At 71.0% G+C, this 25641-nt stretch carries 22 protein-coding genes; 6 read left to right on the top strand and 16 right to left on the bottom strand.

Annotated features, from left to right (window positions below):
• Positions 1–39: 39 nt before the first annotated feature.
• From J5226_RS01915 to J5226_RS01860, 12 genes are all read right to left on the bottom strand, one after another.
• Positions 40–720: a DUF4124 domain-containing protein gene (locus tag J5226_RS01915; RefSeq protein WP_215838180.1), complete on the bottom strand. Its 681-nt coding sequence runs from the start codon at positions 718–720 to the stop codon at positions 40–42.
• Positions 720–1538, bottom strand: a complete 819-nt coding sequence (locus tag J5226_RS01910; RefSeq protein WP_215838179.1) for a DUF4124 domain-containing protein — start codon at positions 1536–1538, stop codon at positions 720–722. The genes J5226_RS01915 and J5226_RS01910 overlap by 1 nt, the downstream gene beginning before the upstream one ends.
• 63 nt (positions 1539–1601) lie before the next feature.
• Positions 1602–2036 (bottom strand): EamA family transporter, encoded by a 435-nt coding sequence (locus tag J5226_RS01905; RefSeq protein WP_215838178.1) that lies wholly within the window; start codon positions 2034–2036, stop codon positions 1602–1604.
• 374 nt (positions 2037–2410) lie between these two features.
• Positions 2411–2977 carry a Sua5/YciO/YrdC/YwlC family protein gene (locus tag J5226_RS01900; protein ID WP_215838177.1) on the bottom strand — a complete coding sequence of 189 codons (567 nt, stop codon included), beginning with the start codon at positions 2975–2977 and terminating at the stop codon, positions 2411–2413.
• 76 nt (positions 2978–3053) lie between these two features.
• Positions 3054–4046, bottom strand: a complete 993-nt coding sequence (locus tag J5226_RS01895; protein WP_215838176.1) for a lytic polysaccharide monooxygenase — start codon at positions 4044–4046, stop codon at positions 3054–3056.
• Positions 4047–4974: 928 nt separating this feature from the next.
• Positions 4975–5430 carry a hypothetical protein gene (locus J5226_RS01890; RefSeq protein ID WP_215838175.1) on the bottom strand — a complete coding sequence of 152 codons (456 nt, stop codon included), beginning with the start codon at positions 5428–5430 and terminating at the stop codon, positions 4975–4977.
• 33 nt (positions 5431–5463) lie between these two features.
• Positions 5464–8007 (bottom strand): DNA topoisomerase I, encoded by a 2544-nt coding sequence (locus J5226_RS01885; RefSeq protein ID WP_215838174.1) that lies wholly within the window; start codon positions 8005–8007, stop codon positions 5464–5466.
• A 301-nt stretch (positions 8008–8308) separates the two neighbouring features.
• On the bottom strand, positions 8309–9367 hold the full coding sequence (locus tag J5226_RS01880; RefSeq protein WP_215838173.1) for an RDD family protein: 1059 nt from the start codon (positions 9365–9367) through the stop codon (positions 8309–8311).
• A 229-nt stretch (positions 9368–9596) separates the two neighbouring features.
• Positions 9597–10565 carry a GYF domain-containing protein gene (locus tag J5226_RS01875; protein ID WP_215838172.1) on the bottom strand — a complete coding sequence of 323 codons (969 nt, stop codon included), beginning with the start codon at positions 10563–10565 and terminating at the stop codon, positions 9597–9599.
• A gap of 423 nt (positions 10566–10988) precedes the next feature.
• Positions 10989–11477: a DUF494 family protein gene (locus J5226_RS01870; RefSeq protein ID WP_215838171.1), complete on the bottom strand. Its 489-nt coding sequence runs from the start codon at positions 11475–11477 to the stop codon at positions 10989–10991.
• Positions 11478–11565: 88 nt separating this feature from the next.
• Entirely contained in the window at positions 11566–13002 is a 1437-nt protein-coding gene (gene dprA / locus J5226_RS01865) for a DNA-processing protein DprA (RefSeq protein ID WP_215838170.1), read from the bottom strand.
• Positions 13003–13082: 80 nt separating this feature from the next.
• The gene (locus J5226_RS01860; RefSeq protein ID WP_215838169.1) at positions 13083–14237 is read right to left on the bottom strand and encodes a LysM domain-containing protein; all 1155 of its coding nucleotides are present in this window, start codon (positions 14235–14237) and stop codon (positions 13083–13085) included.
• A gap of 171 nt (positions 14238–14408) precedes the next feature.
• Here J5226_RS01860 and def point away from each other — a divergent pair, with 171 nt between their 5' ends.
• Both def and fmt read left to right on the top strand, forming a co-directional pair.
• The gene (gene def / locus J5226_RS01855; RefSeq protein ID WP_096381593.1) at positions 14409–14921 is read left to right on the top strand and encodes a peptide deformylase; all 513 of its coding nucleotides are present in this window, start codon (positions 14409–14411) and stop codon (positions 14919–14921) included.
• A gap of 246 nt (positions 14922–15167) precedes the next feature.
• On the top strand, positions 15168–16091 hold the full coding sequence (gene fmt / locus J5226_RS01850; RefSeq protein WP_215838168.1) for a methionyl-tRNA formyltransferase: 924 nt from the start codon (positions 15168–15170) through the stop codon (positions 16089–16091).
• Here the strand turns inward: fmt and J5226_RS25280 are convergent.
• Positions 16039–16761 carry a hypothetical protein gene (locus J5226_RS25280; protein ID WP_255323145.1) on the bottom strand — a complete coding sequence of 241 codons (723 nt, stop codon included), beginning with the start codon at positions 16759–16761 and terminating at the stop codon, positions 16039–16041. The genes fmt and J5226_RS25280 overlap by 53 nt on opposite strands.
• Here J5226_RS25280 and rsmB point away from each other — a divergent pair.
• The 3 genes from rsmB to J5226_RS01835 all read left to right on the top strand — a co-directional run bounded on the left by rsmB (position 16720) and on the right by J5226_RS01835 (position 21173).
• The gene (rsmB, locus tag J5226_RS01845) at positions 16720–18009 is read left to right on the top strand and encodes a 16S rRNA (cytosine(967)-C(5))-methyltransferase RsmB (RefSeq protein WP_345778194.1); all 1290 of its coding nucleotides are present in this window, start codon (positions 16720–16722) and stop codon (positions 18007–18009) included. The genes J5226_RS25280 and rsmB overlap by 42 nt on opposite strands.
• A gap of 117 nt (positions 18010–18126) precedes the next feature.
• Positions 18127–19887, top strand: a complete 1761-nt coding sequence (locus tag J5226_RS01840) for a glycosyltransferase family 39 protein (RefSeq protein WP_215838166.1) — start codon at positions 18127–18129, stop codon at positions 19885–19887.
• A gap of 11 nt (positions 19888–19898) precedes the next feature.
• Positions 19899–21173: an O-antigen ligase gene (locus J5226_RS01835; RefSeq protein WP_215838165.1), complete on the top strand. Its 1275-nt coding sequence runs from the start codon at positions 19899–19901 to the stop codon at positions 21171–21173.
• Positions 21174–21183: 10 nt separating this feature from the next.
• Here the strand turns inward: J5226_RS01835 and J5226_RS01830 are convergent, their stop codons facing one another.
• Positions 21184–22017, bottom strand: coding sequence for a glycosyltransferase family 2 protein (locus J5226_RS01830; protein WP_215840295.1), 834 nt, complete (start codon positions 22015–22017; stop codon positions 21184–21186).
• Positions 22018–22166: 149 nt separating this feature from the next.
• Between J5226_RS01830 and J5226_RS01825 the strand changes: the two genes are divergently transcribed.
• The gene (locus J5226_RS01825) at positions 22167–23237 is read left to right on the top strand and encodes a CDP-glycerol glycerophosphotransferase family protein (RefSeq protein ID WP_215838164.1); all 1071 of its coding nucleotides are present in this window, start codon (positions 22167–22169) and stop codon (positions 23235–23237) included.
• Between the two features lie 144 nt (positions 23238–23381).
• On the opposite strand, the gene J5226_RS01820 is transcribed toward J5226_RS01825, so the two are convergent.
• Together J5226_RS01820 and J5226_RS01815 are read right to left on the bottom strand one after the other, a co-directional pair.
• Positions 23382–24896, bottom strand: a complete 1515-nt coding sequence (locus J5226_RS01820; RefSeq protein ID WP_215838163.1) for a PH domain-containing protein — start codon at positions 24894–24896, stop codon at positions 23382–23384.
• On the bottom strand, positions 24893–25573 hold the full coding sequence (locus tag J5226_RS01815; RefSeq protein WP_255322965.1) for a PH domain-containing protein: 681 nt from the start codon (positions 25571–25573) through the stop codon (positions 24893–24895). Before J5226_RS01815 ends, J5226_RS01820 begins: the two co-directional genes overlap by 4 nt.
• Between the last annotated feature and the right edge of the window lie 68 nt (positions 25574–25641).

Genomic DNA, 25641 nt, shown 5'->3' with positions numbered 1-25641 from the left:
GGCGCGGCAGGCGCGCGGCGGCGGACGCTTGCTGCGTTATTACTTGCCGCAGGTGCTCTCCACCACGATGCGCTGGATCCGCGCGAACTCCGCCGACGAAGCGTCGCGGTTGTCGGCGCGGCCGAAGCGCAGCGCCGATTCGGCTTCGCGCAGGCGCTGCTTCCAGTTATCGCACAGGCGCTCGTCGGGAATGCGCTGGCATTGGTCGTCGACCATCTGGCAGGCCACGCCCGCGCCGGTGCCGACGTTGCCCAGGCCGGTGGTCTGCAACGGCGCGCAGCGCTGCGGCGGCTTGCCGTCGTCGTTGAGGTAGCGGCCGTTGTCGTAGGTGCGGCACTCGAACAGCGCCGGCGGCGGCAGGCGGTCGGCGTCGGCGATGGATGATTTGGGCAGCGGCGACGGCGCCGTGGCGGCCGGCGGCAGCGCCTGCGGCGGACGCGCCACCTGCGGCAACTGCGAGGACACCGGCTGATGCATCGGCGGCGCGGGCGGCCCCGGATTGGGGTACTGGCCCGGCCCGGTGATCACCGTCGGCGGCGCCGACGACACCGGCGCGTCCTCGATGACGCGCTTTTCCTGCGTGCTGCCCTTGGGGCACGGCGTGTTGTTCTGCACGGTGAGCTGGCCGATCGCGTCGGTGCAGCGGTAGATCACCACCTTGCCCTGAGCCTGCGCGCCGCCGGCGGCCAACAACAACACCCACAAGCCCCACACGCGCATCAGTAAGCTCCGCAATCGGCGTTCAAGCGCGCGTCGATGCCGCGCTGTTCGGTGGTGATCTGCGCGCGCTCGCTCTGCAGCGCGCTGTTGTAGCGGCGGTCGCCGGCCCAGCGCTGGTCGCGCAGCCGCGAACACACCTCCTGCTGCGGCAGCGGATGGCATTCGTCGCGCACCAACTGGCTGCCGTAATACGCCCCGTAGCCGTAATTGTAGCCGCCGGGAATCACGTAGCCGCGCTCGTTGGAATACGAAACATGGCCGTGGCGGCCGCCGATGGCGATGCGGGTGGAGGACGAATCGGCGATGCGCACGTTCGGCTCGATGCGGCCGGCCGGATCGCCCAGGCGCGGCTCCGGCGCGCCGATGCGGCGGCCGAGCGAGGTGCCTTCGTAGTACGGCACGCCGTAGCCCAGATCGACCAGCGGCATCATGCGCGGATTGCCGTCGCCGTTGTCGCTGACGTAGCGGCTGCCGTCGGGGCGCACGCAGTCGTACATCGGCTGCGGCGTGCGCACCACCAGATATTGCGGCGGCGCGGCGGACGCGGCGCGTTCGCTCGGCGGCGGCGCGGCGTCGCGTGGGCGCGGCGGCGGATCGACCGGACGCATCATGCTCATCGTCTGCTGGCGCTGGCCGGCGGCGCAGGGCGTGTCGCGCAGGCTCAGCTGGCCCTGGGCGTCGGTGCAGCGGTAGATCAGCACTTCGCCGCCGGGCTTGGCCGGCGCGTCGGCGGCCGAGCCCGTGCCGGACGCGAGCAGCCACGCCGCGGCGACGGCGGCAACGATGCAGCGACGGCGGCGGTTCGAGGCGGAACGCATGTGCGCATCTTGCGCCACCCGGGCGTTAGGGAAAAGTCGATCCGGGCACCGTCCGGCGGCGGTTCAGCGCCGCCAGACCAGCACCACCACGCCGAGGCCGACCAGTCCCAGCCCCAGCCATTCGCGCGGCGCCGGCCGTTCGCCGAGGAAGGCCACCGCGAACAGCGCCGCCAGCACCACGCTGAGCTTGTCCACCGGCGCCACCTGGGCGACTTCGCCGAGCTGCAGGGCGCGGTAGTAGCACAGCCACGAGGCGCCGGTGGCCAGCCCCGACAGCGCCAGGAACAGCAGCGAGCGCGCCGGCAGGCTGCGCGGATCGACCCATTGCCCGCTCAGCGGCACCAGCAGCGCCAACACCGCGAGGATCACCACGGTGCGAACCAGCGTCGCATAGTCGGCCGAGATGCCTGCGACGCCGACTTTGGCCAGCACCGCGGTGAGCGCGGCGAACACCGCGGAGAGCAAGGCCCAGATCGACCAGGCCGGGAGGGAGGTCATGGCGCGGCTCTCCGTTTCGGGTTGGGGTGAGGCTAGCGCTGGGTGGGTAGCGGTGGTGTCGGAGTGGAGGGGGAGCGAGAAACGAGGAATGAGGAACGAGAGGCGAGGGCGAGGGGCGGGAAGCTGAGCGCGAGGAGCGAAGAGCAGAGAGCAGCGGGGAGCGGGAGCTAGGAGCGAGGGGCGGGAAGCGCGAAGGGCGGTACGGGGGCGACAGGGGCGAGGGTGTCGCGGCGGGAGCTCGGCCCGATGCTTTTCGTCAGTCCTGACGTCCGTGCCGTCGCGTCACCCGATTTGTGCGCATCCTCAAGCCCGTCATCCCCGCGAACGCGGGAATCCAGAGACTTCAGCGCGCCTCCGTCCCGCGGCGCGAGCGCTCACCCGCGCAGCACTTCGCCCGTCGATGCCACCCGGATCGGCGTCGGCGCGGTCAAGCCGCCGGTCTCGCCCTCGCACACGCCGTCGGCCAGCGCCAACACCGCGCGGTCGAGCTGTTCGCGCCGGAACGCCGGCGGTTGCCCGGCGAGGTTGGCGCTGGTCGACACCAGCGGCCCGCCGTGCGCGCGGCACAGCGCGCTGGCTTGCGGATGCGCGCTGACCCGCAGCGCGACGCTGCGGTGCGCGCCGCTGATCCACGCCGGCACGGCCGCGGTCGCCGGCAGCGCCCAGGTGTGCGGGCCGGGCCAGCTCGCGCGCACGGCTTGCGCGCGCTCGGGCGGCAGCGCGGCCCAGTCGATCAGCGGGTCGAGTTGCTCGAGCGAGGCGCCGATCAGGATCACGCCCTTATCCACCGGCCGCTGCTTGATCGCGAGCAAGCGCAGCACCGCGGCCTGATCGAACGGATCGCAGCCGATGCCCCACACCGCCTCGGTCGGATACACCAGCACGCCGCCGCGCGCCAAGGTCGCGGCGGATTGTTCGATGCTCAACGGCGAGGCGGACATGCGGCGGCTCTGCGGGGAAAAACGCAGTGTCGCACGCGTCGCGGCGGCGCGCCGATGCCGCCGCGACGCCGGCGCGTCAGTGGCCGTGATGGGCGTGATCGGCCGCGGGCTTGGCCGAGTCGGGCAAGCGCACGTCGAACGCATAGGAACGGTTGCCGCTCAGATACACGCGGTTGTCGGTGCCCGACTGCGCCTGCACCTGACCGCCGCGCTGCTGGCCGATGCGGGCGAACTTGGCGTGCGCGTTGACCTGCGCGGCGACGCGCTGCGGCCACTGCGCGGTGGAGGTCTCGCCGGCGCGCAACACGGTTTCGATCTTCTCCGCGTCGCTGCCGTCGGGGTTGAACACACGCAAGGTCACCGCGGTGCCGACCGGATAGTCGTTGACGACGTTGAGCGGGCCGGCCTCGCGCCACGGCGAATTCGCCTCGGCCAGCGAGTTGGTGAAATTGACGTCCATGCAGGTGTAGAACGCCTCGGTCGAATCCGAGCGCTGCCAGGTGTTGTAGATCACGTGGCGGCCGGTGCGCGCCGGCAGCGTGCAGGTGATGTGGTAGTTGTTGCCGCTCGACAGCGGCACCTTGCCGGTCTTGCAGAACTGCTGCATGTCGCCCCAGCGCAGCGCCGAATTCGGGTTCCAGCCTTGCGGGGTGACATAGAACGTCCAATCCTTGGTCGCGTGCGGCGCGGTCGCATAGAACGTGAAGGTGTAGCTGCTGCCCGAGCGCACGTTGGTGGCCTGCCAATCGCTGCGCAGCACGTCCAGTCCCTTGAACGTCGGGTTGTTGCCGCTGCACAGCTTGCCGTCGGGCACCACGGCCTGATGGTTGCTGTTGGCGTTGGCCTGATTGATGCCGTTCCAGTCGTAGAACAGCTGCGAGCCGGCCACGGCCCAGGCCGCGCGGCAGGCGGGATCGGAGGGGTTTTCCTTATTGCCCAGATAGCACTTGTAGATGCGGCTCTGCGGATTGACGAAGGTGCCGTGGGCGAAGGCGGTGGAAGCGGGCAGCGCGCTCGCGCACAGGGCGACGGCGGCGGACAGCAGGGTGCAGCGCTGGATGCGGGTCATGACGACTCCTGTCGATGGGCAAGATGACGGGCCCCCCAACAGGTTGTGGCGATGGCGAGTGCTCGCGATCGTGAGCTTCCGGCGCGATTGCGATCGCGTCTCGGGACGGGTGCGGCCGCGCGGCGGCGCCCCGGCGTTTGTGCGCCCGATCCTAGTGGCGGCGCGCGGGCGATTCTGTGCGGGCGGTCGCCTGGGGGGACATGCGCGGGCGTGCGGTGGCGCGGGTTGTGCGGGAAACGCGGGGTGCGTCACGGATGGCGGGGCGGGGTGCGGCGATGGGTCGCTGGCGGTTGGGGCGATGTCGATGGGGTGCGCGGTGGTGATGGATGTTTGCGGGAGCGGCGTGAGGCGCGATTGCGCGATCGCGGCGGCGGTGAGGCTTTCGGCCTAGTTGTGGTTTCGCGGTCGCAGCTTGCGCAGCTCCTACAGGGTCTCCGGCAAGTTTCGTATCCGACTGTAGGAGCTGCGCAAGCTGCGACCGCGGCAACGCGACGACGGCGAGCGTTGCCCATCAACACGACAGCAACAACCGTTGCTGTTGCTGTTGCTGTTGCTGTTGCTGTTGCCGCTGATGTTGCTCTTCGCTTTGACGTATGTCCAACCGAAGCCCACGCCCCACAGCCCCGAAGGGCGTGCGCATGGATGCGCACGCGCGCCATGGGAGGATGACCCTTATGGCGCGGCCCCGCGCCCGGTGCTGGACCTAGTGGCTCTTGATTCGAAAACAAGGAAAGCGCCTTTCTTTGGTTACTTTCTTTGGCAAGACAAAGAAAGTGACCCGGCCGCTTGCGGACGGAACGCTTTGGATTGGAGCTTGTCCTCACTCGTTGTTGCGCTGAGAGCGAGCTCTCAGCAAAGTCAAAATGGGTTCCGGCTTTCGCCGGAATGACGGGAGTGAGGGTGTTCCACCACGTGCGAGAAGCGCAGCTCACACGCCGTCATTCCGGCGAAAGCCGGAATCCATTTTGATGTTGCTTCCGCTTTCTCTCGCAAGAGCGCGCGACGACAAGCGAAGATCAAACGCTAAGAGCTTTCGTCCGCAAGCGGCCGAGTTACTTTCTTTGTCTTGCCAAAGAAAGTAACCAAAGAAAGGCGCTTTCCCTGTTTTCGAATCAAGAGCCACTAGGTCCAGCACCGGGCGCGGGGCTGCGCCGTAAGGGGCATCCATGCCCCTACGGCGCACGCGCGCATCCATGCGCGCGCCCTCCGGGGCTGCGGAACGTGGGCCTCGGGTGAGGTTGCGTCCGGTCAAGAGCCAGTGCGGGAGCAACAGCCGCAGCAACAGCCGCAGCAACAGCCGCAGCAACAGCCGCAGCAACAGCAGAGGCGACCCGAAAACAAAAAAAGCGAGCGCCCAAGGACGCTCGCTTTCATGCTCCGGCAACGACGCGACTTACCGCGCCGCTACCCGCCGCGATCACTTCGCCGCGGTTTTCTTCGCCACCTTCTTGACCGCCTTCTTAGCCACGGTCTTGGTCGCGCTCTTACCCGCCGTCGTCTTCGCCGCAGCCTTCTTGACGACCTTCTTAGCCGCCTTCTTCGCCGGCGCCTTCTTCGCGACGGCCTTCTTGGCGGGCGCATCGCCCTCCGCGCTCTTGATCGCCTTCTTGGTCGCGGCCTTCTTCGCCGCCGGTTCCTTCTTGGCCGCCGTCTTCTTGCCGAAACGCCCGCGCACCGGCTTGCCGGTTTCCTCCAGCAGCTTGGTCACTTCCTCGAAGGTCAGCGAAGCCGGTTCGCGGTCCTTGGGGATGCGGCCGTTGAGCTTGCCGTCGCTGATGTACGGACCGAAACGGCCGTTGAGCACCTGGATGTCGCTGCCGTCGAACTGCTTGATGATGCGGTTGCGCGCGATCTCTTCCTTCTCTTCGATCAGGAACACCGCGCGCGCCAGATCGATCGTGTACGGGTCGTCTTCCTTCTTCAGCGACGCGTAGGTGCTGCCGAGCTTGGCGAACGGGCCGAAACGGCCGATGCCGACGCTGACTTCCTCGCCGTTGTGCTGGCCGAGCTTGCGCGGCAGCTTGAACAGCTCCAGCGACTCTTCCAGCGAGATCGTGTGCATGCTCTGGCCCGGACGCAGCGAAGCGAAGGTCGGCTTCTCCTCGTCCTCGGCGGTGCCGATCTGCGCGTACGGCCCGTAACGGCCCAGGCGCACGCTGACCGGCTTGCCGCTCTTGGGATCGGTGCCCAGCTCGCGCGCGCCGGTGGCCTCGCTGCGGTCGACCGATTCCTTCTTCTCTTCCACCAGCTTCTTGAACGGTTCCCAGAACCGCTCCATCAGCGGCACCCACTCCTCTTCGCCGCGCGAGACCGCGTCGAGCTCGTCCTCGAGCTTGGCGGTGAAGTCGTAATCGACGTAGCGGGTGAAGTGGCCGGACAGGAACTTCGACACCGCGCGGCCGACGTCGGTCGGACGGAAGCGGCGGCTGTCGAGTTCGACGTACTTGCGGAACAGCAAGGTCTGGATGATCGAGGCGTAGGTCGAGGGACGGCCGATGCCGTATTCCTCGAGCGCCTTCACCAGCGAGGCTTCCGAATAACGCGGCGGCGGCTCGGTGAAGTGTTGGTCGGCGTGGATCTGATCCAGCGGAATGCGGTCGCCGGTCTTCATCGCCGGCAGCTTGCGGCCTTCGTCCTCGTCCTCGGCGGCCTTGGCGTCCTTGCCTTCCTCGTACACGGCGAGGAAGCCCGGATCGACCACGGTGGTGCCCGAGGCGCGGAAGCTGTGGTCGGCGCCGGCGGCGAGATCGACGCTGACGGTGTTGAGCGTGGCCGGCACCATCTGGCAGGCCACCGCGCGCTTCCAGATCAGTTCGTACAGGCGGCGCGCGTCGTCGTCGAGGAAGCGCGCCATCTGCGCCGGCGTGCGCAGCGCGGCGGTCGGGCGGATCGCTTCGTGCGCTTCCTGCGCGTTCTTCGACTTGGTCTGGTAGGTGTTGGGCTTGTCGGGCAGCGCCTTGGTGCCGTAATCGCGGGCGATCACGTCGCGGATTTCCGCCACCGCTTCCTGCGACAGATTCACCGAGTCGGTACGCATATAGCTGATGAGGCCGACCGTGCCCTCGTCGCCCAGCGCCACGCCTTCGTACAGCTTCTGCGCCACGCGCATGGTGCGCGAGGTGGTGAAGCCGAGCTTGCGCGAGGCTTCCTGCTGCAGGGTCGAGGTGGTGAACGGCGGCGCCGGGCGGCGCTTGCGTTCCTTGCTGGTCACGTCGGTGACGTGCAGGGCGCCGTTGGCGGCCTTGACCAGGCGCTTGCGCGCGTCCTCGGCGGTGTCGCCGTCGGTGATGGTGAACTGCTCGAACTTCTTGCCGTCGAGCTTGAGCAAGCGCGCGGTGAAGGCCTGCTGCGGATGCGCGCACTCGGCCTCGATGGTCCAGTACTCGCGGGCGACGAAGGCTTCGATCTCTTCCTCGCGCTCGACGATCATGCGCAGCGCCGGCGACTGCACGCGGCCGGCGGACAGACCGCGCTGGACCTTGCGCCACAGCACCGGCGACAGGTTGAAGCCGACCAGATAGTCGAGCGCGCGGCGCGCCTGCTGCGCGTCGACCAGGGGCGCGGCGATTTCGCGCGGCTGGTTCATCGCTTCCTTGATCGCGCGCGGGGTGATCTCGGTGAACACCACGCGCTGCAGCGGCTTGCCTTCGAGCAAACCGCGCTCGCGCAGGATCTCGCCGATGTGCCAGCTGATCGCCTCGCCTTCGCGGTCCGGGTCGGTCGCCAGGAACAGATTGTCGGCGCCGCGCGCCGCCTTGGCGATGGCATCGACGTGTTTCTCGTTCTTCTCGATGACCGCGTATTCCATCGCGAAGTGGTTGTCCGGATCGACCGCGCCTTCCTTCGGCACCAGATCGCGGACGTGGCCGTAGGAGGCCAGGACGGTGAAGTCCTTGCCGAGGTACTTGTTGATCGTCTTGGCCTTGGCGGGCGACTCGACGATGAGGAGGTTCTTCGCCATGGGGACTCCGCAGGGCCCGGGGCGGGGCGCTGCTCGACTGCTCGTTCTCGTTTGGGGGCGGCGGCGCGGGCCGGAGCCGGCGCGGCAAGGGGGTTTAAGAAGGCGACGCCCGCGACGTTCGGCCGCGGGCGTTCAGGTTTCCTTTTTCTAGTGGAATCATGAGGCGGGCGCGGCTGTCAAGCTGGACGATCCGGCCGGGGCCCGGCCGGGCGCCATAAAGTGGCATCGAATTGCCTCAAGGGCACGTGACGAAGTGTGCCCCGTTCAGCTTGAGACGGCTGTGACCGCGGCCCGGCCACGCTCAGCGCATGCCCAGGGCGAGGGCGGCGCCGACGAAGCCGATCGCGCCGATCCAGACCACGCCGCCGAGGATCAGCACCACCCAGGTCACCGGCCCGAGGTCGCGCCGCTGCAGGTCGGAGCGGGCGGTGTAGGCCCAGCGGTCGACCACCTGGGTGCGCGCGACCAGATCGTGCAGGCCGCGCTTGCGGTCGGTGAAGGCGACCATCAGGTAGCCGACCCCGAAGGTGGCGTAGCTGACGAAGGACGAGGCCCAGCGGGCCAGCGCGCGGCCGCGGCTGAGGCGCTCGCCGTCGGCGCCGACCGCCTTGATCCCGACCGCGAGCTTGCCCAGGGTCGCCTGCATCGAGGACGACTCCAGGCCGGCGTAGTAGGCGACGCTGACGATGCCGTACAGGCCGTAGCTCACGACCATCATCAGCGCGGTCATCGCAGTGGCGTTTTCCAGCCATTTCGTGCCGTCGCCGACCAGTCCGACCACGAATACCAGCAGGAACAGCGTGGTGAAGATGGCGTAATACGCCATGCCGACCAGGGTCGAGTCGATCAGGTAGGCGGCGGCGCGGCGCCAGAAGCCGGCCGGGACCACGTCCGCGCCGTGCACGACCTCGCTGTTTTCGGCGACTTCGGCGCGCGGGGCGCTGTAGGGCGAGTGCGGGGCGGCGGCGCCTTCGGCGGACTGCGCGGCGGTCGTGCCCGCGCCGGTCGCGATAGGCGTGGAGGCCGCACGCGCGCCGGACAAGGCCGCGCCGGTTTCGGCCTGGGCCAGCGCGGCGGTGACGGCCGCGGCGGTGCGCTCGGCGCTGGCCCGCTCGGCCTGGGCGGGATCGGCGGCGGGCGCGAAGCCGGGCGCGGCGATCAGCTCGCCGGCGAGTTCGCGCCACGGGCGCCACAGGCTCAGGCCGTCGCGCCAGACCAGGGTGTCGGGGCCGAGCTCGCCGCGCTCGTGCAGCGCGGTCATTTGCGCCGGTTCCAGCGGCCCGTGCCGGTTGCGCTCTTCGTCGCTGTAGTACCACTGGGCCATCGCGGCGTCCGTTTCCTGGTCTCGATCGGCGGCCATGATGCCATCGCGGCGCAGGCCGATCATGGCGATTGGCGCGGCGAGGCGCCGCGGGGGTGGGATGCGGCGGCGTAGGGCGCGATGCGCGCGTGGCGCGAAGCGGGTTTCGCGCCGCGGATGCGCGCGGGCCTCCGCGCGCTCGCGGCCGAGCGAACGCGCGCCTGCGCCGCGCGCACGCCCCGCGGAAGCGGACCCGCGCGGCGCGCGGCCGCGCGGGCAGGCGCGAGGGTCAGTCGCGGCAGACCTGCGGCAACAGCGCCTTGCGTTCCACGTCGGAGCTGCAGGCCCAGGCCGAAGTGGCCGGATCGAAGGTCAGCCAGACCTTGTGCCCGTCCAACTGCTCGCGGTTGAAGCCGCGCAGTTCCAACTGGATCGCGCACTCGCCGCCGCCCTTGATGCGGCCGAATTCGACCGAGGCGACCTGCGGGCCGGCGTAGTCGGCGGCCGGATGGAAGCCTTCGCTGGCGTTGGTCGGGCAGCTTTCGTGCGCGGCGTAGTACTGCGCGACCTGCATTTTGTAGTCGTTGCCGGCGAACAGCGCGTTGGTGAGCTTGGCCCGGTGGGTGTAGTCCTGGTACGCCGGCAGCGCGATCGCGGCGAGGATGCCAAGCATCGGAATCGCCAGCACCGCGAGCACGATCAGCGCGATCGCGCAGCCCGACAGGCCGCGCTTGGGCGGCGGCGCGGCCTGGCGGCGGACGTGGGCCGGGGCGTAGTCGGCGGGGCTGACGCTGCGGTGGGCGTGGGTCTGCGACGAGGACGGCGCGGCGGAGACGCTGAGCGTGTCGGTCGCCGCATTCGCGGCCGCGGGCGCCGTGGCGGAGGCGTTCGTCGCCGCGGGCGCGGCGGATTCCTGCGGCGACGGCGCGGCCGCGGCCGGCTGCGCGCGCGGCGTGTCGGCGGCGTCGAGCGCGGCGGTGAAATCGGCGCGTCCCTGCGCGGAGGGCGCGGGCGTCGCGGCCGGTTGCGGCGTCGTCGCGGCGGCTGCCGCGGCCATGCCCGGCGGCAGCGGCGGCGGTGTCGCGCCCAGGCCGAGTTCGCTCTCCAGCCGTTGCAGCGGCTGCCATTCGCGCAAACCTTCGCGCCACACCAAGGTGTCGCGATGGATGCGGCCGGCGTGGAAATGCTCGCGCATCGCCGCGGCGTCGATCGGGCCGACCCGGCCCTGCGACGGATCGTGATAGAACCAGTTCGTCATCAGTTGTCCCCCCGAAAACCGCGGCCGGCGTTGCGGCGGCCGCGGGCGTCCCTGTCATGAAAAGCGCCGCTGCGTCGATAGCGCGTCAGCGTTGCGCAATGGCGCATCGCGCAGCCACCCCGGCATGCGCGAGCCGCATGAAACTACCACGCAGCGCACAAAACGCTACATGGGTTCGACGCAAGTTTGGACGGCGGCGACGGATGGGCGCGCGGGCGGCGACGAGCGGGCGAAGGGAGTGCGTCGCGTGGCGAGGCGATACGAGCGGCCGGCGCAGCGGCGCGCGGCTGGACGCGTTGCCGTCGATCGCGGAGAGCGACGCCCGCAACGGCATCGCCGACCGAACGGGAAAGCCACGGCACGGCGACGCCGTGGCGGTAAACGAACGCAACGACGGCGCCGCGCGGGCGCCGTCGGGCCGGCTCAGTGCACCGGCTCGGGTTCGTCCTCGAACATCTGGGTTTCCATCCAGGCGTAGGCCGCCTCGGAGCCGGGCTGGTTGAACAGCACCATCAGCACGACCCACTTGAGGTCGTCGAGGTCCAGTTCGTCCTGATCCAGCGCCATCGCGCGGTCGAGCACGAGTTCACGCTGGTCCGCGTCGAGGATGCCGTGTTGTTCCAGGAACAGCAGGAAGCCGCGGCATTCGACATCGAGCTTGTCGAGTTCCGGTCCGAAGTAGATCCGGGTCGGTCCGCCCGCGCGCGGACGGCTGACGCTGGGCCGCTGCTGGGCCAGGGCGTCGAGCCATTCGATGGCTTTGTTGATCTCGGCGGGGCTGAAACCGGCCTGGCCCAGTTCTTCGAACAGGGGGCCGCTGCGGAGCGAATCGCGGTCGCGGACGAGGTCCGCATCGTCGGTGAAGTAGTGCTCGAACAGGTACAGCAGGACGTCCAGGATGCTCTCTTTCATTTCCCTCGGCCTGCGCCGCATGCGGCGCGGTGGGTCAGAACTTGCTGATTGGCCGGGTGAACCGCCGGTGGGCGACACCGATACGAGTTCAGCGGTTGCGGAAGTAACGGCCGTGCTGCGCCGAAACGCGACCCTCAAGCTCCATGACCAGCAGCATGGAGGACAGTTCCGCGGTCGTCAATCCAGTACGGTGGACCAGTTCATCCATACCGGTGGGGTCGAAGCCCAGCGCATTCCACAAGGACTGGTAGTCCGGGTCGGCGAAATCGGGCGGATCGGAGTCTCCTGAGACGGGACTGGGATCATCCTGACCGGCCTGTATGACCGCCGCGTGGCCACCGTCAATGGGGGCGCCCAGGCGCCGACGCAAGCCGTCGGCCAGTTCGGCCGCGACCGGGGCCAGGGCGGCGGCCACTTCGGCGGCGCTTTCCACCAGCCCGGCGCCCTCGCGGATCAGCCGGTGGCAGCCGCGCGCGAGCGGGTTGTGGATCGAGCCGGGCACGGCGAACACCTCGCGCCCGCATTCGGCGGCCAGCCGCGCGGTGATCAGCGCGCCGGAGCGCTCGGCCGCCTCGATCACCAAGGCGCCGAGGCTGAGCCCGGCGACGATGCGGTTGCGCGCCGGAAAGTGCGCGGGCCGGGCCTCGGTGCCGGGCGGGTACTCGCTGACCGCGACGCCCTCGGCGGCGATGCGTTCGAGCAGGTCGGCGTGGCGGCGCGGATAGGCCAGATCCGGCCCGGTGCCGAGTACGGCGACGGTGAGCCCGCCGGCCTCCAGCGCGGCGCGGTGCGCGGCCGCGTCGATGCCGGCGGCGAGCCCGCTGGTCACCGCCAGCCCGCTGCGGGCCAGGGCGCGGGCGAAATCGGCGGCGTTGGCGGTGCCGGCCGGGGTCGGCGAGCGGCTGCCGACCACGGCCACCGACGGATGCCACAGCCGGCCGGGTTCGCCGGCCACGAACAGCGCCAGCGGCGGATTCGGCGCGCGCCGCAGCAGCGCGGGGTAGTCCGGGTCGTTCCAGGCGATCAGCTGGCGGCCGGGCCGCGCGAGCCAGTCGAGCAGGCGCCGGTCGGCGTCCGCGCACCAGCCGGCCGAGCGCCAGAGCGCTTCATCGGCCGGCCCGCGCAGCCGGGCGATCTGTTGCGCCGACAGCTCCGCGCGCGCCCACGCCGGCGCGCCCGCGGCCAGGGCCGCCGAGGCGCCGCCGCAAGCGTCGAGCAGCGCGCGCCGGGCCGCGCTGGCGCCGCCGGCGGCGAGCAGGCGCAGCAGGGCGAGGGCGCCGGTTTCGTTGCCGATGGCGGCGCCGGAGCGGGTCGCGCCGCGAGGCGCTGGGTCGGGGCGAGCCGCGTCGGAATGCGCCGGTCCGAGGCGGGAGCGGTCGCAGCGAGCCGGATCGCGCCGCGGCCGGTCGGCGCGCGCATCGAAACCGGTTTCGCGCGCGGCCGCATCGTCGAAATGGGCGTCCCGCGCGCCGGCTGCGCCGGGGCGGGAATCGGAAGACGGGTCGGAAGCATCGCGATCGGGCATGCCCCAGCCTAGCCCGCAAACGACGACGGCGCCCGAAGGCGCCGTCGCTGGAAACCGTAGGAGAACTCCGCGTCGCGGACTCAGTACGGGGAATCCGGATGCTTGAGCTCGTAACCGACCTTGGTCGGGCGCACCGCGTCCATGACCAGCGCGTAGCTGACCTTGTCGAAGGTGCGGAACACCATCGCGTGGCCGGCGAATTCGTCCGGCAGGCGCACGCGCGAGTTCTTGCCGACCGTGGTTTCGTCGCGGTCCGGGCCGACCTTGACCCGATCCACCGCGCGGCTGCCCACGCGCCAGGTCGAGAACACGGTGCCGTTGTCGATGCCGTCGCGGGCGCCGACCGACAGCGCGATCACGTCGCGCGGACCGCCGTTCTTGACCAGATCGGCCACCGACAGCACCTGGGCGCGGCCGTAGTCGAACTGCGCCTTGGGCGGATGCGGGAAGAACTGCAGGTCGTAGGGCTGGGCTTCGACCGGGATCAGGCGGTCGCCGACGCGGATTTCGCGGCCGGTGTCGTCGATCACGAGCGTCGAGGCCTGCATGCCGCCGACGGCGCCGCGGCTCAGGGTGCCGGTGGAGATCTGCAGCAGCTCGTAGCCGAGCAGCTCGCGGCCCTTGTCCGGCACGACCACGTCGGTCCAGATGGCCTCGAAGTCGACCGTGCGCTTGCCGCGGAAGTCCAGATCGGCGGCGCGCATGATGTCGCAGCAGGCCACGCGGTCCAGGCGGGTGTAGCGCTGGGTCGGACGGACCACGGCGTAGCGGGTGCCCGGGCTCGATTCCGGCAGGCCCTTGATGTAGGCGACCTGGCCCTGGGTCACGCGCAGGCGATCTTCTTCCAGGCCGACCACGTAGGGCAGATCCTCGAACTTGTCGACCACGCGCAGGTTCTTCAGGAACGGTTCGATCTCCGACAGCGGCACGCCGGTGATCGGAGCCTCCTGGCGCGGACCCGGCTGGACCTGGGCCTGGGCCACGCGGTCCAGGTAGGCCAGCGAGATGACGTCGCCGGGATAGATGAGATGCGGGTTCTTGATCTGCGGGTTGGCCTGCCAGATTTCCGGCCACAGCCACGGCTTCTTGAGGAAGCGCGCAGAAATGTCCCACAGGGTGTCGCCCCGCTTGACCGTGTAGGTCGAGGGGTGGTCGCCGCGCAATTCCGCCGCGATGGCGTAAGTGGCGACAGTCAGCAACGCGGCGGCGAAAACCGCGCGGATCGGTTTAAACATGGCGGCCATCTACCTGATTCCCCTTCCAGGTTTGCCCTATGCGGGCACCCGGACTATAGCCCAGAAGTCGCGCAACACTATCAGGCATTCACGGTCCGTGACGGCCTGGAATGGGGGTACAATGCAACGAAAACTTGCGTATGTGACCCACGCCCCCATTTTAGGTGCCCTATGGCCCTGTTACCCATCCTCGAATTCCCCGACCCGCGACTGCGCACCAAGGCGGCGACGGTCGACCCCGCGCGCGTGACCGAACCCGCGTTCCAGCAATTGCTCGACGACATGTTCCAGACCATGTACGAGTGCCCGGGCATCGGCCTGGCCGCGAGCCAGGTCGACGTGCACCAGCGCTTCATGGTGATCGACGTGTCGGAAGAGAAGAACCAGCCGCTGGTCTTCATCAATCCCGAAATCGTCGAACGCGCCGGCGAGCAGGTCTATCAAGAAGGCTGCCTGTCGGTGCCCGGCATCTTCGCCGACGTGACCCGCGCCAACCAGATCACCGTGCGCGCCGTCGGCCGCGACGGCCAGCCGTTCGAGCTGACCACCGACGGCCTGCTGGCGGTGTGCGTGCAGCACGAGATGGACCACCTGGAAGGCAAGCTGTTCGTTGACTACCTCTCGCCGCTCAAGCGCGAGATGGTGCGCAAGAAGCTGGCCAAGCAGAAGCGGTTGTCGGCGTAACCGCCGGAGCCGGAAAGCGGGAACGAAGGGAGCAGGGTGTGGGCGCGATGCGTCTGTCCTGTTCCCTTTTTGTGTTTCCGTTGCAGCCAAGGGCATGAGGGGAGCGGGGAAAGAAGGGAATGGGGCGGTTTCGGCCTTCGGCTCCTTCCATCGCCTGTGTAACCTCGTGTCCCGTCGATCCGCGATTCCCGCGCCGCCGCCATTCCCCTGTTTCCCCACTCCCCCCATTCCCCTGCTCCCCCCACCATGCGCATCGTCTTCGCCGGCACCCCCGAATTCGCCGTTCCCGCCCTGCGCGCCGCCGCGCAGTACAACGAGGTCGTGGCCGTCTACACCCAGCCCGACCGGCCGGCCGGGCGCGGGCGCGAGGTGACGCTGTCGCCGGTCAAGCGCGAGGCGCTGCTGCGCGGGATTCCGGTGCTGCAGCCGGAGAACTTCAAGCAGGCAGTCTCGCGCAAGGCGCTGCGCGCGTTGGAACCGGACCTGATGATCGTGGTCGCCTATGGGCTGATCCTGCCGCAGTCGGTGCTGGACATCCCGGTGCACGGCTGCTGGAACCTGCACGCCTCGCTGCTGCCGCGCTGGCGCGGCGCCGCGCCGATCCAGCGCGCGATCGAGGCCGGCGACGACGAGACCGGCGTGTGTCTGATGCGCATGGAAAAGGGTCTGGACACCGGGCCGGTGCTGCTCGCCAACGACACCGAGATCGGCGCCAGCGAAACCGGCGGCCAGCTGCACGACCGCCTCGCCGACATCGGCGCGCAGGTGCTGCGCGATGGCTTGGGCTTGCTGCGGGTGGGGCTGGTGCCGCAGCCGTATCCGCAGCCGGAGCAGGGCGTGACCTACGCGCACAAGCTCGACAAGGCCGAAGCGCGTTTGGACTGGAACTTGCCCGCGACCGCGCTGGCCAACAAGGTGCGCGCGTTCAATCCCTGGCCGATGGCCGATGCGCTGATCGCCGGCGACCGCGTGCGCGTGCACGGCGCCGCCGCGCTGCCGCTGGAACACAACGCTGCGCCCGGCGCGGTGCTGCTGGCCGGGCGCGAGGGCATCGACATCGCCTGCGGCCAAGGCGCGCTGCGCATCCGCGTGCTGCAGCGCGACGGCGGCAAGGCGATCACCGCCGCCGATTATTTGAACGGACGCCGCGATCTGGCGATGGTGCGCTGAGATGAGCGAGCGCCGCGAACCGCCGAAGCCCGACGCGCCGCGCGACGGCGATGCGCGCCCCACCGCCGGACGGTTGCGCAAGCTGGATTCGCTGGACGCCGCGCGCTACCCGCCGGCCGCGCCCGAGCGACCCGCCGCTGCGGACGGCGAGCGCGCGGCCGCGCCGCGGCGCCGCGGCGAGCAGGACCCGCTGCGCACGTCGGCGGCCCGGCGCGAGCGTCGCGAGCGCGCAGCGGCGCGCGCCGGCGCTGGCGCAGGTCGCGAGCGCAATCCGCGCAGCGATGGCCCGCGTGGCGAGAGCCCGCGCGGCAATGACGCACGTGGCGACGGCGCACGCAGCGACAGCCGCCACAGCCCAGGCGCACGCGGCAACGGTCCGCGCAGCGCGGCGCGTACGCCCGGCCGGCGCGACGACGCCCCCCGCGCCGCCGGCGCAGGCCGCGCCGCCGGTGAGCGCCGGCGCGAGGGCGCCGCAGGCCCGGGCGCCGCGCGCGCCGGCGCCCGGCCGCGTCCGCCCGGCGCACGCGGCCCGGGCCGCGAACCCGGCGCCGTTGCGTCCGCGCGCGTCCGCAACGAACACACGGCCGCGCCGGCGCTGCCCGCCGACGACGGCCACCCAGGCGCGCGCGTGCGCGCGATCGCCGCGCGCACGCTCGACGCGGTGCTGCACCGCGGCCGCTCGCTCAAGGCCGAACTGGCCACGGCGCTGCCGGCGCTGGCCGATTCGCGCGACCGCGCCCTGGTCGAAGCGATCTGCTTCGCCGTGCTGCGTCAGCCCTTGCGCCTGGAAGCGGCCTTGACCGAATGGATGCCGCGCCTGCTGCCGCCGCGCGACAGCGAACTGCGCGCGCTGCTGCTGGCCGGTCTGGCCCAGCTCGATCCGCTGCGGTTGCCGGCCCACGCCGCGCTCGACGCCACCGTGCAGGCCGCGCGCCTGCTCGGCCGCGCGCATCAGGCCGGGCTGGTCAACGCGCTGCTGCGCCGCGCCCAGCGCGACGGCCTGCCGGCGGTCGACCCGCGCCACTCGCATTGGCCGAGCTGGCTGCGCGGGATGCTGCGCAAGGACTGGCCCGAACACTACGACGCGATCCTCGCGCAAAGCGCGCTGGCGCCGCCGATGTGGCTGCGGGTCAATCGCGCCCAGGCCTCGCGCGAGGATTACCTGCAGCGTTTGCACGACGCCGGCATCGCCGCCGCCGCGCCGGACGACCTCGCCGACGCGCTGCGCCTGGACGAGCCGCACGCGGTCGCCGCACTGCCGGGCTTCGCCCAGGGCGCGGTGTCGGTGCAGGACGCCAGCGCCCAGCGCGTGGCGCAGGCGCTGGCGCCCGCGCCCGGCGCGCGCACGCTCGACGCCTGCGCCGCGCCCGGCGGCAAGAGCGCGCACCTGCTCGAACGCGACGCGTCGCTGCATCTGACCGCCCTGGACGTGGACGCCGCGCGCCTGCAGCGGGTGCGCGCGACCTTGGCGCGCGCCGGCTTCGACGCCGACGGCGAACGCGTGCGCCTGCGCGCGGCCGACGCCGCCGACCTCGACGCCTGGTGGGACGGCGCCGCGTTCGACGCGGTGCTGCTGGACGCGCCGTGCTCGGCCACCGGCATCGTCCGCCGCCAGCCCGACGTGGTCCTGCACCGACGCGAATCCGACATCGCCGCGCTTACGGTCCTGCAGGCGCGCCTGCTGGACGCGCTGTGGCGCACCCTCGCGCCCGGCGGCGCGTTGGTCTACGCCACCTGCTCGATCCTCAAGGCCGAGAACGAAGATCAGGTGCGCGCCTTCCTCGCGCGCACCGCCGACGCCCGCGTCGAGGCGCTCGGCCCGGCCTTCGGCCACGACCGCGAGGTCGGCCGCCAGCGCCTGCCCGGCGAGGACGGCGGCGACGGCTTCTTCTACGCCCGCCTGCGCCGCGCGGGCTGAGCGGGCGGTCCGAACGCGGCGCCGCGCCGGGCGCCGCATGAGCCGAAGGTGAGCGGCGGCGCAGTTGTGCGGTGCGCCCTCTCCACCCGTCACTTTCGCCTGCGTATCATTCCCCGCATGTTCAAGAACCCCTTGTCCCGCCACGCGTGGCTGTTCTGGGTCGCGGCCTGGCTGGTGCTCGGAGCCGGCCTCGGCCTGCGCGATCCCTGGCCCGCCGACGAACCGCGTTTCGCCCTGGTCGCCAAGCAGATGGTCGAGACCGGCCAGTGGCTGTTCCCGCACCGCGGGGTCGAGCTGTACTCGGACAAGCCGCCGCTGTTCATGTGGACCGAGGCGGTCTCCTACCTCGTCACCGGCAATTGGCGCGTCGCGTTCCTCATCCCCTCGCTGCTGGCCGCGCTGGGCACGCTGTGGTGCGTGGTCGATCTCGGCCGCCGCCTGTGGACCCCGCGCGTGGGCTACTACGCCGGCTGGGCGCTGCTGACCACGCTGCACTTCGCCTATCAGGCCAAGAAGGCGCAGATCGACCCGTCGGTGGTGTTCTGGATCACCTTCGCCAACTACGGCCTGCTGCGCCATCTGCTGACCGGCCCCGCGTGGCGCTGGTGGGCGCTGGGCTGGTTCGCCGCCGGCATCGGCGTGATCACCAAGGGCGTCGGCGCGATCGCCTTGCTGATGTTGCTGCCGCTCGCGCTGGCCGCGCTGCTGCGGCCGCTGCAGGCGCGCATGGCGCCGCAGGGCTTCGGCGCGCGCGCGCTGGCCTGGGTGCGCATGCCGGTGCGCGCCGGCATCGGCGATGCGCGGTTCTGGCTCGGGCCGCTGGCGTTCTTGTTCGCGATTTCGCTGTGGGTCGTGCCGATGGTGCTGGTCGCCACGCAGGCGGGCGATCCGAGCTATCAGGCGTATCTCAACGACATCCTGTTCCGCCAGACCGCGGGCCGCTACGCCAAATCCTGGGACCACCCGCAGCCGGTCTGGTACCACCTCGGCGTGATGTTCTCGATGTGGCTGCCGCTGATGCTGGCGCTGCCGTGGGCGCTGCGCGCCTGGGGCCGGCGCATGGGCCGGCTGGATCCGCGCTACCTCCTGCCGCTGGTGTGGTGGCTGCTGGTGATCGTGTTTTTCTCGATCCCGCACGGCAAGCGCGACGTCTACATCCTGCCGGCGCTGCCGATGGCATGCCTGATGTTCGCGCCGCTGCTGCCGGGCCTGCTGCGCAAGGCGTGGCCGCGGCGGGTCGCATTGGGCTTCACCGTGGTGCTGACCCTGGCCATGCTCGGCGTCGGCCTGTCGATGTGGTTCGGCGATCCCAAGTTCGAGACCAAGCTGATCGCCGACCGCGGCTTCGCCGACCACGGCCGCGCGCTCGCCGCCGGGGTGATCGCGATCGGCGCCTGGGGCGCGGCCTGCCTGCTGTGGGCGGGCTGGCGCCGGCCGGCGCGGGCGATGGTGGCGACGCTGTGCGGCGTGTGGGTGCTGTACGGCCTGCTGATCACGCCGGTGCTCAACGATTCCTCGTCCGCGCGCGGGGTGATGACCCGCACCGCGCAGCGCATCGGCCCCGACGCCGAGCTCGGTCTGGTCGCGTGGAAGGAACAGAACCTGTTGATGTCGCAGTCCAAGACCGCCAACTTCGGCTTCCTGATGGGCTGGCAGAAGCAGCTCGAACTGGGGCTGGCCTGGCAGGCGCAGGCGCCGCAGCAGCGTTGGCTGTTCGTGCAGGCGCCGGCGGTGCCGGACTGCGTGGACCGCGCCAAGGCCGAGATGATCGGCCGCTCCAACCGCCGTGAGTGGTGGCTGATTCCGTACGCCGCGCGCGTCGACTGCCCGGCCGCGCCGGCGTTGCCGTTCAACGACGACGATCACGAGTACGACTGACGGGATCGAGAGTGCCCGCATTGCCTTCCACCCCGTCGATTCCGCCGGCCGACGCCGGCCCCGCCGCGTCGCGCGAGCGGCTGGCGCTGCGCCTGTTGCAGGCCGGCCTGTTCCTGCTGCCCGCGCTGCTGTTGTCCACGCCGTGGGGGCTGACGCCGTTCGCCGCGCTGGCGCTGATCGCCTTCGCCCTGGCGCCGTCGGCGTTCGCGCGCGGCTGGCGCGAGGTCGGGCGCGAGAACCGCTGGCTGCTGGCGATGGCGGTATTGGCGGCGGTCGTGGTGCTGTTCTCCAAATTCCACTTCGACGTGCGCTGGCGCGAGGCCGACAACCGCCTGCGGCTGCTGGCGGCGCCGTTCTTCGCCGTGCTGATCTACGCGTGGCGGCCGTCGCGGCGCTGGCTGTGGCGCGGCGCGCTGTTCGGCATGGCCGGCGCGTTCGTGCTGGCGCTGTATCAGGTCTCGACCGGCACCGAGCGCGCCTTGGGCTGGACCGCCAACGCGATCGTGTTCGCCGATGCGCTGATCGCGCTGATCGTGCTGGCGGTGTTCGCGCGTCCGCCGGGCGAATTGCTGTGGACCGCGCTGGCCTGCGCGCTCGGCGTGGGCGCGGTGATCCTCAGCGGCAGCCGCGGGGTGTGGCCGGCGTTGGCGATCGTGCTGCTGGTGGCGTTGATCGTCAGCGGCGGACGCGCGCGCAAGCTGTCGTGGGCGGTGTTGGCGGCGCTGCTGCTGATGGTGGCGGCGAGCCACTGGATCGCGCCGCTGGCGCAGCAGATCCGCCTGACCGAGCTGGTGTCGGACATGGACCGGGTTCAGCGCGGCGGCGACTACGAGTCCTCGCTGGGCGCGCGCATGACCTTGCTGGAACTGGCCGGCGACACCTTCGCCGAGCATCCGCTGGCCGGCGTCGGCGTCGGCCGGTTCGAGACCGTGGTGATGGCGACGCCGCAATGCGCGCCGCCGGCGCCGCGGGTCGGCTTCTGCAAGCTCGGCCACGCCCACAGCGACGCGTTCGAATGGGCGGCGACGATGGGCGTGCCGGGGCTGTTGGCGATCCTGGCGATCTATCTGGTGCCGCTGGCGTTGTTCGCGCGCCGCTTGCGCGCGCTGAGCGCCGGCCGCGCGCGCAGCAGCGCGCTGGCGGGGCTGGTGCTGGTGCTGGCCTACATCGCCTGCGGCCTGACCCAGTCGATGTTCGCCCACCAACTGATCGCCTCGTTCTACGCCGTCGCCGTCGGCGTGCTGTACGGCTTCGCCCTGATCGAACGCGAAAGCGGCCCGCAGTGAGCCGCGGCGCTCAGTCCGCGCCGCCGTCCTTGCGCTCGGGCGTGGTCACCGGCTGACCGTTGCCGAGCATCCACAGCATGATCGTCTTCTGCCGCACGTAGTTGGCGCGCACATAGGCGTAGACCAGCCCGTGCCAGCCGTCGCGGAAGCCGCCGCGCAACAGATAGCCGCGCCAGAACCGCCACGCCGGCGCCAGCACCAGCTTGGCCAGGGTCGCGCGCTTGCCGCGCGCGTGCTCGTGCTCGGCCATCATCCGCGCATAGCGTTCGGTTTTGGCCAGCTGCTGTTGCAGCGAGCGGTACGGGTAATGGATCAGATCGCCGCGCAACGTGACGACCGCGCCGTCGACGCTGGCGGCTTCGTGCACTTCGCGCTTGCCGCGCCAACCGCCGCGGCGGCGGTCGAACAGGCGCAGCACGCGGTCGGGATAGGCGTTGCCGTGGCGCAGGAAGCGGCCGAAATACTCGGACAGGCGGGCGAAACGGTAACCGGCGGCATCGCCGAAGCCGCGCTCACGCGCGGCCAGGATCGCGGCGCGCAATTCGTCGCCGACGCGTTCGTCGGCGTCCAGGCACAGCACCCAATCGTGCGCGGCTTGCTCGATCGCGAACTGCTTCTGGCTGCGGAAGCCGTCGAAGCGCCGCTGCAGCACGCGCGCGCCGGCGGCCTGGGCGAGGGCGACGGTGGCGTCGGTGGATTGCGAATCCACCACCACGATCTCGTCGCAGAACGCCAGCGAGGCCAGGCAATCGCCGATCCGGTCGGCTTCGTTGAACGCGATGATGCAGGCCGACAGCCGCGGGCGGGCGGCGGGATCGGTCGGCGCGGGCGGGGGCGGGGGCAGGTCGATGGCGGCGGTCCGGCGGGGGCGGCTTGGGCGCGAGCATAACGCTTGGGGCAGGAACGAGTGGAGAGGAACGAGTCGGCTGGCGGACGCATCCGCTCGTTCCTCGTTCCTCTACACTCGTTTCTCGACTCTTCCGCGCCGCCGCCATGTCCGACTACCTGCTCTTCGCCACCGAACGCTACGCGCTGCCGATCCTGCAGCCGCTGGCGCAGGCGTTGCACGAGGCCGGCCACGTCGCCCACGCCTGGTTCGCCGACGGCGCCGCCGGTTCGGCGCTGCCGGCGCCGGTGCGCATGCTCGAATCCGGCCGCGCCGGCTTGCGCGCGGCGGTGGCGCTGAAGCCGCGCGCGGTGTTCAGCGCGGCCAATTGGGTGCCGCCGTTCGTGGCCGGGGCCAAGGTGCAGTTGTTCCATGGCTTCAACGTGGAAAAGCGCGCCGACGCGCGCGGCCATTTCCGCGTGCGCGGCCTGTTCGATCTGTATTGCACGCAAGGGCCGGCGACCACCGCGCCGTTCCGCGAACTGGCCGCGCAGGCCGGCCACTTCGCCGTGGTCGAAACCGGCTGGCCCAAGCTCGATCCGCTGTTCCGCGACGACGACGGCGCCTCCGCGGCCTTGCGCGCGCCGGCCGGCGCGCGGCCGGTGGCGATGTTCGCTTCCACCTTCACCGAGCGGTTGAGCGCGGCGCCGCATCTGTTCGACGCCATCGCCGCGCAGGTCGCCGAGGGGCGGCGCTATTGGTTGCTGACCTTGCACCCCAAGTGCGCGCCGGAGCTGTTCGAGCGCTACCGCTCGCTGGCCGGGCCGAACGCCGCGTTCGTCGAGACCGAAGCGCTGATCGCCGCGCAGCGCGCGGCCGATGTGTTGGTGGCGGATACGACCTCGGTGGTGTCCGAATTCGTGGTCCAGCGCAAGCCGGTGGTGACCTTCCGCAATCGCGCGCCGAAGCCGCACATGATCGATTTCGACGATCCGGCGCAGCTCGAACAGCGCCTGGCGCAGGCGTTCGCGCCGACGCCGCAGCTGCAGGCCGCGATCGACGCGTACGCCGATGCGATCCATCCGTATCGCGACGGTTTGTCCTCGCAGCGGGTGATCGCGGCGACGGAGGATTTGCTCGCGGGCAAGCTCGGCGCCTTGCGCGGCAAGCCGCTGTCGGCGTGGTTTCGCGGGCTGCAGATCCGGCGCGAACTGGGGTATTGGGGGCCGGGCGCCTGAGGGGTTTTCGGTTGGGCCGATTTCGTCGCGGGTGAATTGTCGCGGTCGCAGCTTACGCAGCTCCTACACCAAGCCCCTGTAGGAGCTGCGTAAGCTGCGACCGCGAAAAACACCCACGGCGAAAGCATCAACCCCGCGACGCCCTCACCACCGCAACGGCCGCTTCGCCAACGACGCCGCCAACCGCTCGTACAGCGCCCGCGCATCGTCCACCGGCAAGAACCGGATCCGCAGCGGCGCCGCGAGCGCGCCCGCGCCGGCGGTGTCCAGCCACAGCGTCGCCGTCCCGCAGCGGCGGTCCAGGGGCGAGCGGGTGATCTGCAAGGCCTGCAGCTTGTCGAACTCGGCGAAGCGCCAGTGGCGGTGCCACCAACCTTCGCGCACCGCGACCAGTTCGGCGTCCATCGCATAGCCCATGCGCCGCGCGCGCCGCTGCGCCTTGAACGCCGCCCACGGCAGCCACAGCAGCGCGAGCAGGCTCCATTCGCCCAGATGCCAGTAACCGACGAACGCCGCCAGCAGCGTCCACGGCAGATCGGGCAGGAACAAGCGCCACCACACCGCCTTCGGCAGCGGCCGCCAGTGCAGCGCGTCCCAGCGCGCGTGCGGCAGCAGATGCGCGATCAGCCCGTCGCACACCGCCGGCGTGGCGATCGGCGCGAGTTCCTTGAGCGCGCGGCCTTCCTCGTGTTCGTCCGCGCCGACCGTGTCCACCGCCAGCCGGCGCCGACGCAGCAAGCGGTGCAGCACGCCTTCTTCCAGCGTCCACGCCTGGATGCGCCGGCGCGGCACCGTGGTGCGCCAGCGCGCGAGCAGGCCGCGCTCGGCGGTGAGGCGGCGGCCTTGTTCGCTCAGTTCGAAGCCGTAATAGCGCAGCAGCGCTAGCGCCACCGACAAGCCCTTGAGCGCGGCGGCGACGGCGAGGATGCCGGCCACGGCCAGCAGCGCGTAGCCGGTGGTGTCGAAGTGATAGCCCTCGACCCGGCCGAACAGCCAATGCGCGCCGCCGCGCAGCGTCCGTTCGGTCAGGCGGCGGCTGACGTCGGGTCCATATTGCATCACCGTGGCGAGGCCCGCGCCGGCCAGCACCAGGCCGCCGTTGGACACCAGGCCCAACCGCAATACATCCGCGGGCGTCAGCCGCAGCAGGCTTTCGGCGCGGTCTTCCGCGGCCTGCGCGGGATCGGCGCCGCGACGCCGCACCAGGGTTTCCAGCGCCAGCGCGTCGGCCAGCTTGAGCACGCGCATCTGCGCCTCGGGCTCTTTGCCGCCGGCCGATTCCATCCGCACCTCGGCGACGCCGAACAGGCGGTGCAGCACGGTCTGGTGCACGGCCACGTTCTGGATGCGCACGAACGGAATCACCCGCAGGCTGCGGTTGAGCAGCCCGCTGCGCACCACCAGCCCGTTGCCGCCGACGCCGTAGCGATAGGTGAAGTACTGCCACAGCGAGAACAGCACCAGCAGGCCGACGCTGATCAGCGACCACAACTCGTTGCGGTCGCCGCCGCCGATGAAGATCACGGCCAGCAGCGGCAGGATGTAGTGCTTGAGGTTCTGCACCAGCACGAACAGCCACGACATCGGATGCAGGCGGCGGTCGGCGACCGGTTCGCCGGCGGCGGATGCGATGTCCTCGACGGGCGCGGGCGCGCTCATCGGGCCTCGTCGTCTTCGAGATCGAGCTGGCGGCCGAGGCGCTCGCGCAGGCGCTGGGCGTCGTCGGCGTCGAGATGGTCGATCGCCACCGAACTGTGGCGAGTGCCGGCGGTGTGCACCACCAGCGTCGCCAACCGGCGCATGCGCTGCAGCGGGCCGTGCTTGAGGTCGAGGTGCTGGACCCGGGTCAGCGGCACCGTGGTCTCGCGCTGCCAGGCCACGCCGCGGCGCACCGCGAAGCCGTGCGCGTCGAGTTTCCACAAGGTGTTGCGGTAACGGCGAAAGCCGATCCACATGCCGATGCCGGCGCCGAACAGCGCGCCGATGAGGCCGCTGGCGAGTCCGCTGTGGCGGCCCAGGCTGAGCACGCCGACGATCACCGCGGCGATCGCGAACACCACCGCCAGCGACAGGCTGATGTCGATCGTGCACAGCGGGATCGCGCGCGCGGGCAGGCGCTGCCAGCCGTCTTGCGGCGCGGGCGGTTCGGCCGGCGCGTCGGCGTGGCGTGGCGGTTCGGTCGCGGCCGGCTGCGTTTGCATCGGTTCGGCGGCCGTCGTCGGCTGCGCTTGCGTTGGCTCGGCCGTCGTCGCCGGTTGCGGTTCGTGCGCGGCGACGCCGTCGGCGGCGGGCGGCGACGGCGTTGCGGGATCGGAGCCGGGCGGTGTGGGCGTCATCGTGCGGTCGAGGCGAGGTTCTTCCGCAGTGTAGCGGGGCGAATGCGTGCGCGGCTTCCGTCGCGCGG

Source organism: Lysobacter sp. K5869, assembly GCF_018847975.1.
GTDB lineage: Bacteria > Pseudomonadota > Gammaproteobacteria > Xanthomonadales > Xanthomonadaceae > Lysobacter.
Note: the sequence above shows the minus strand (reverse complement) of the source record. Positions and strands in the feature narration are given on the sequence as shown.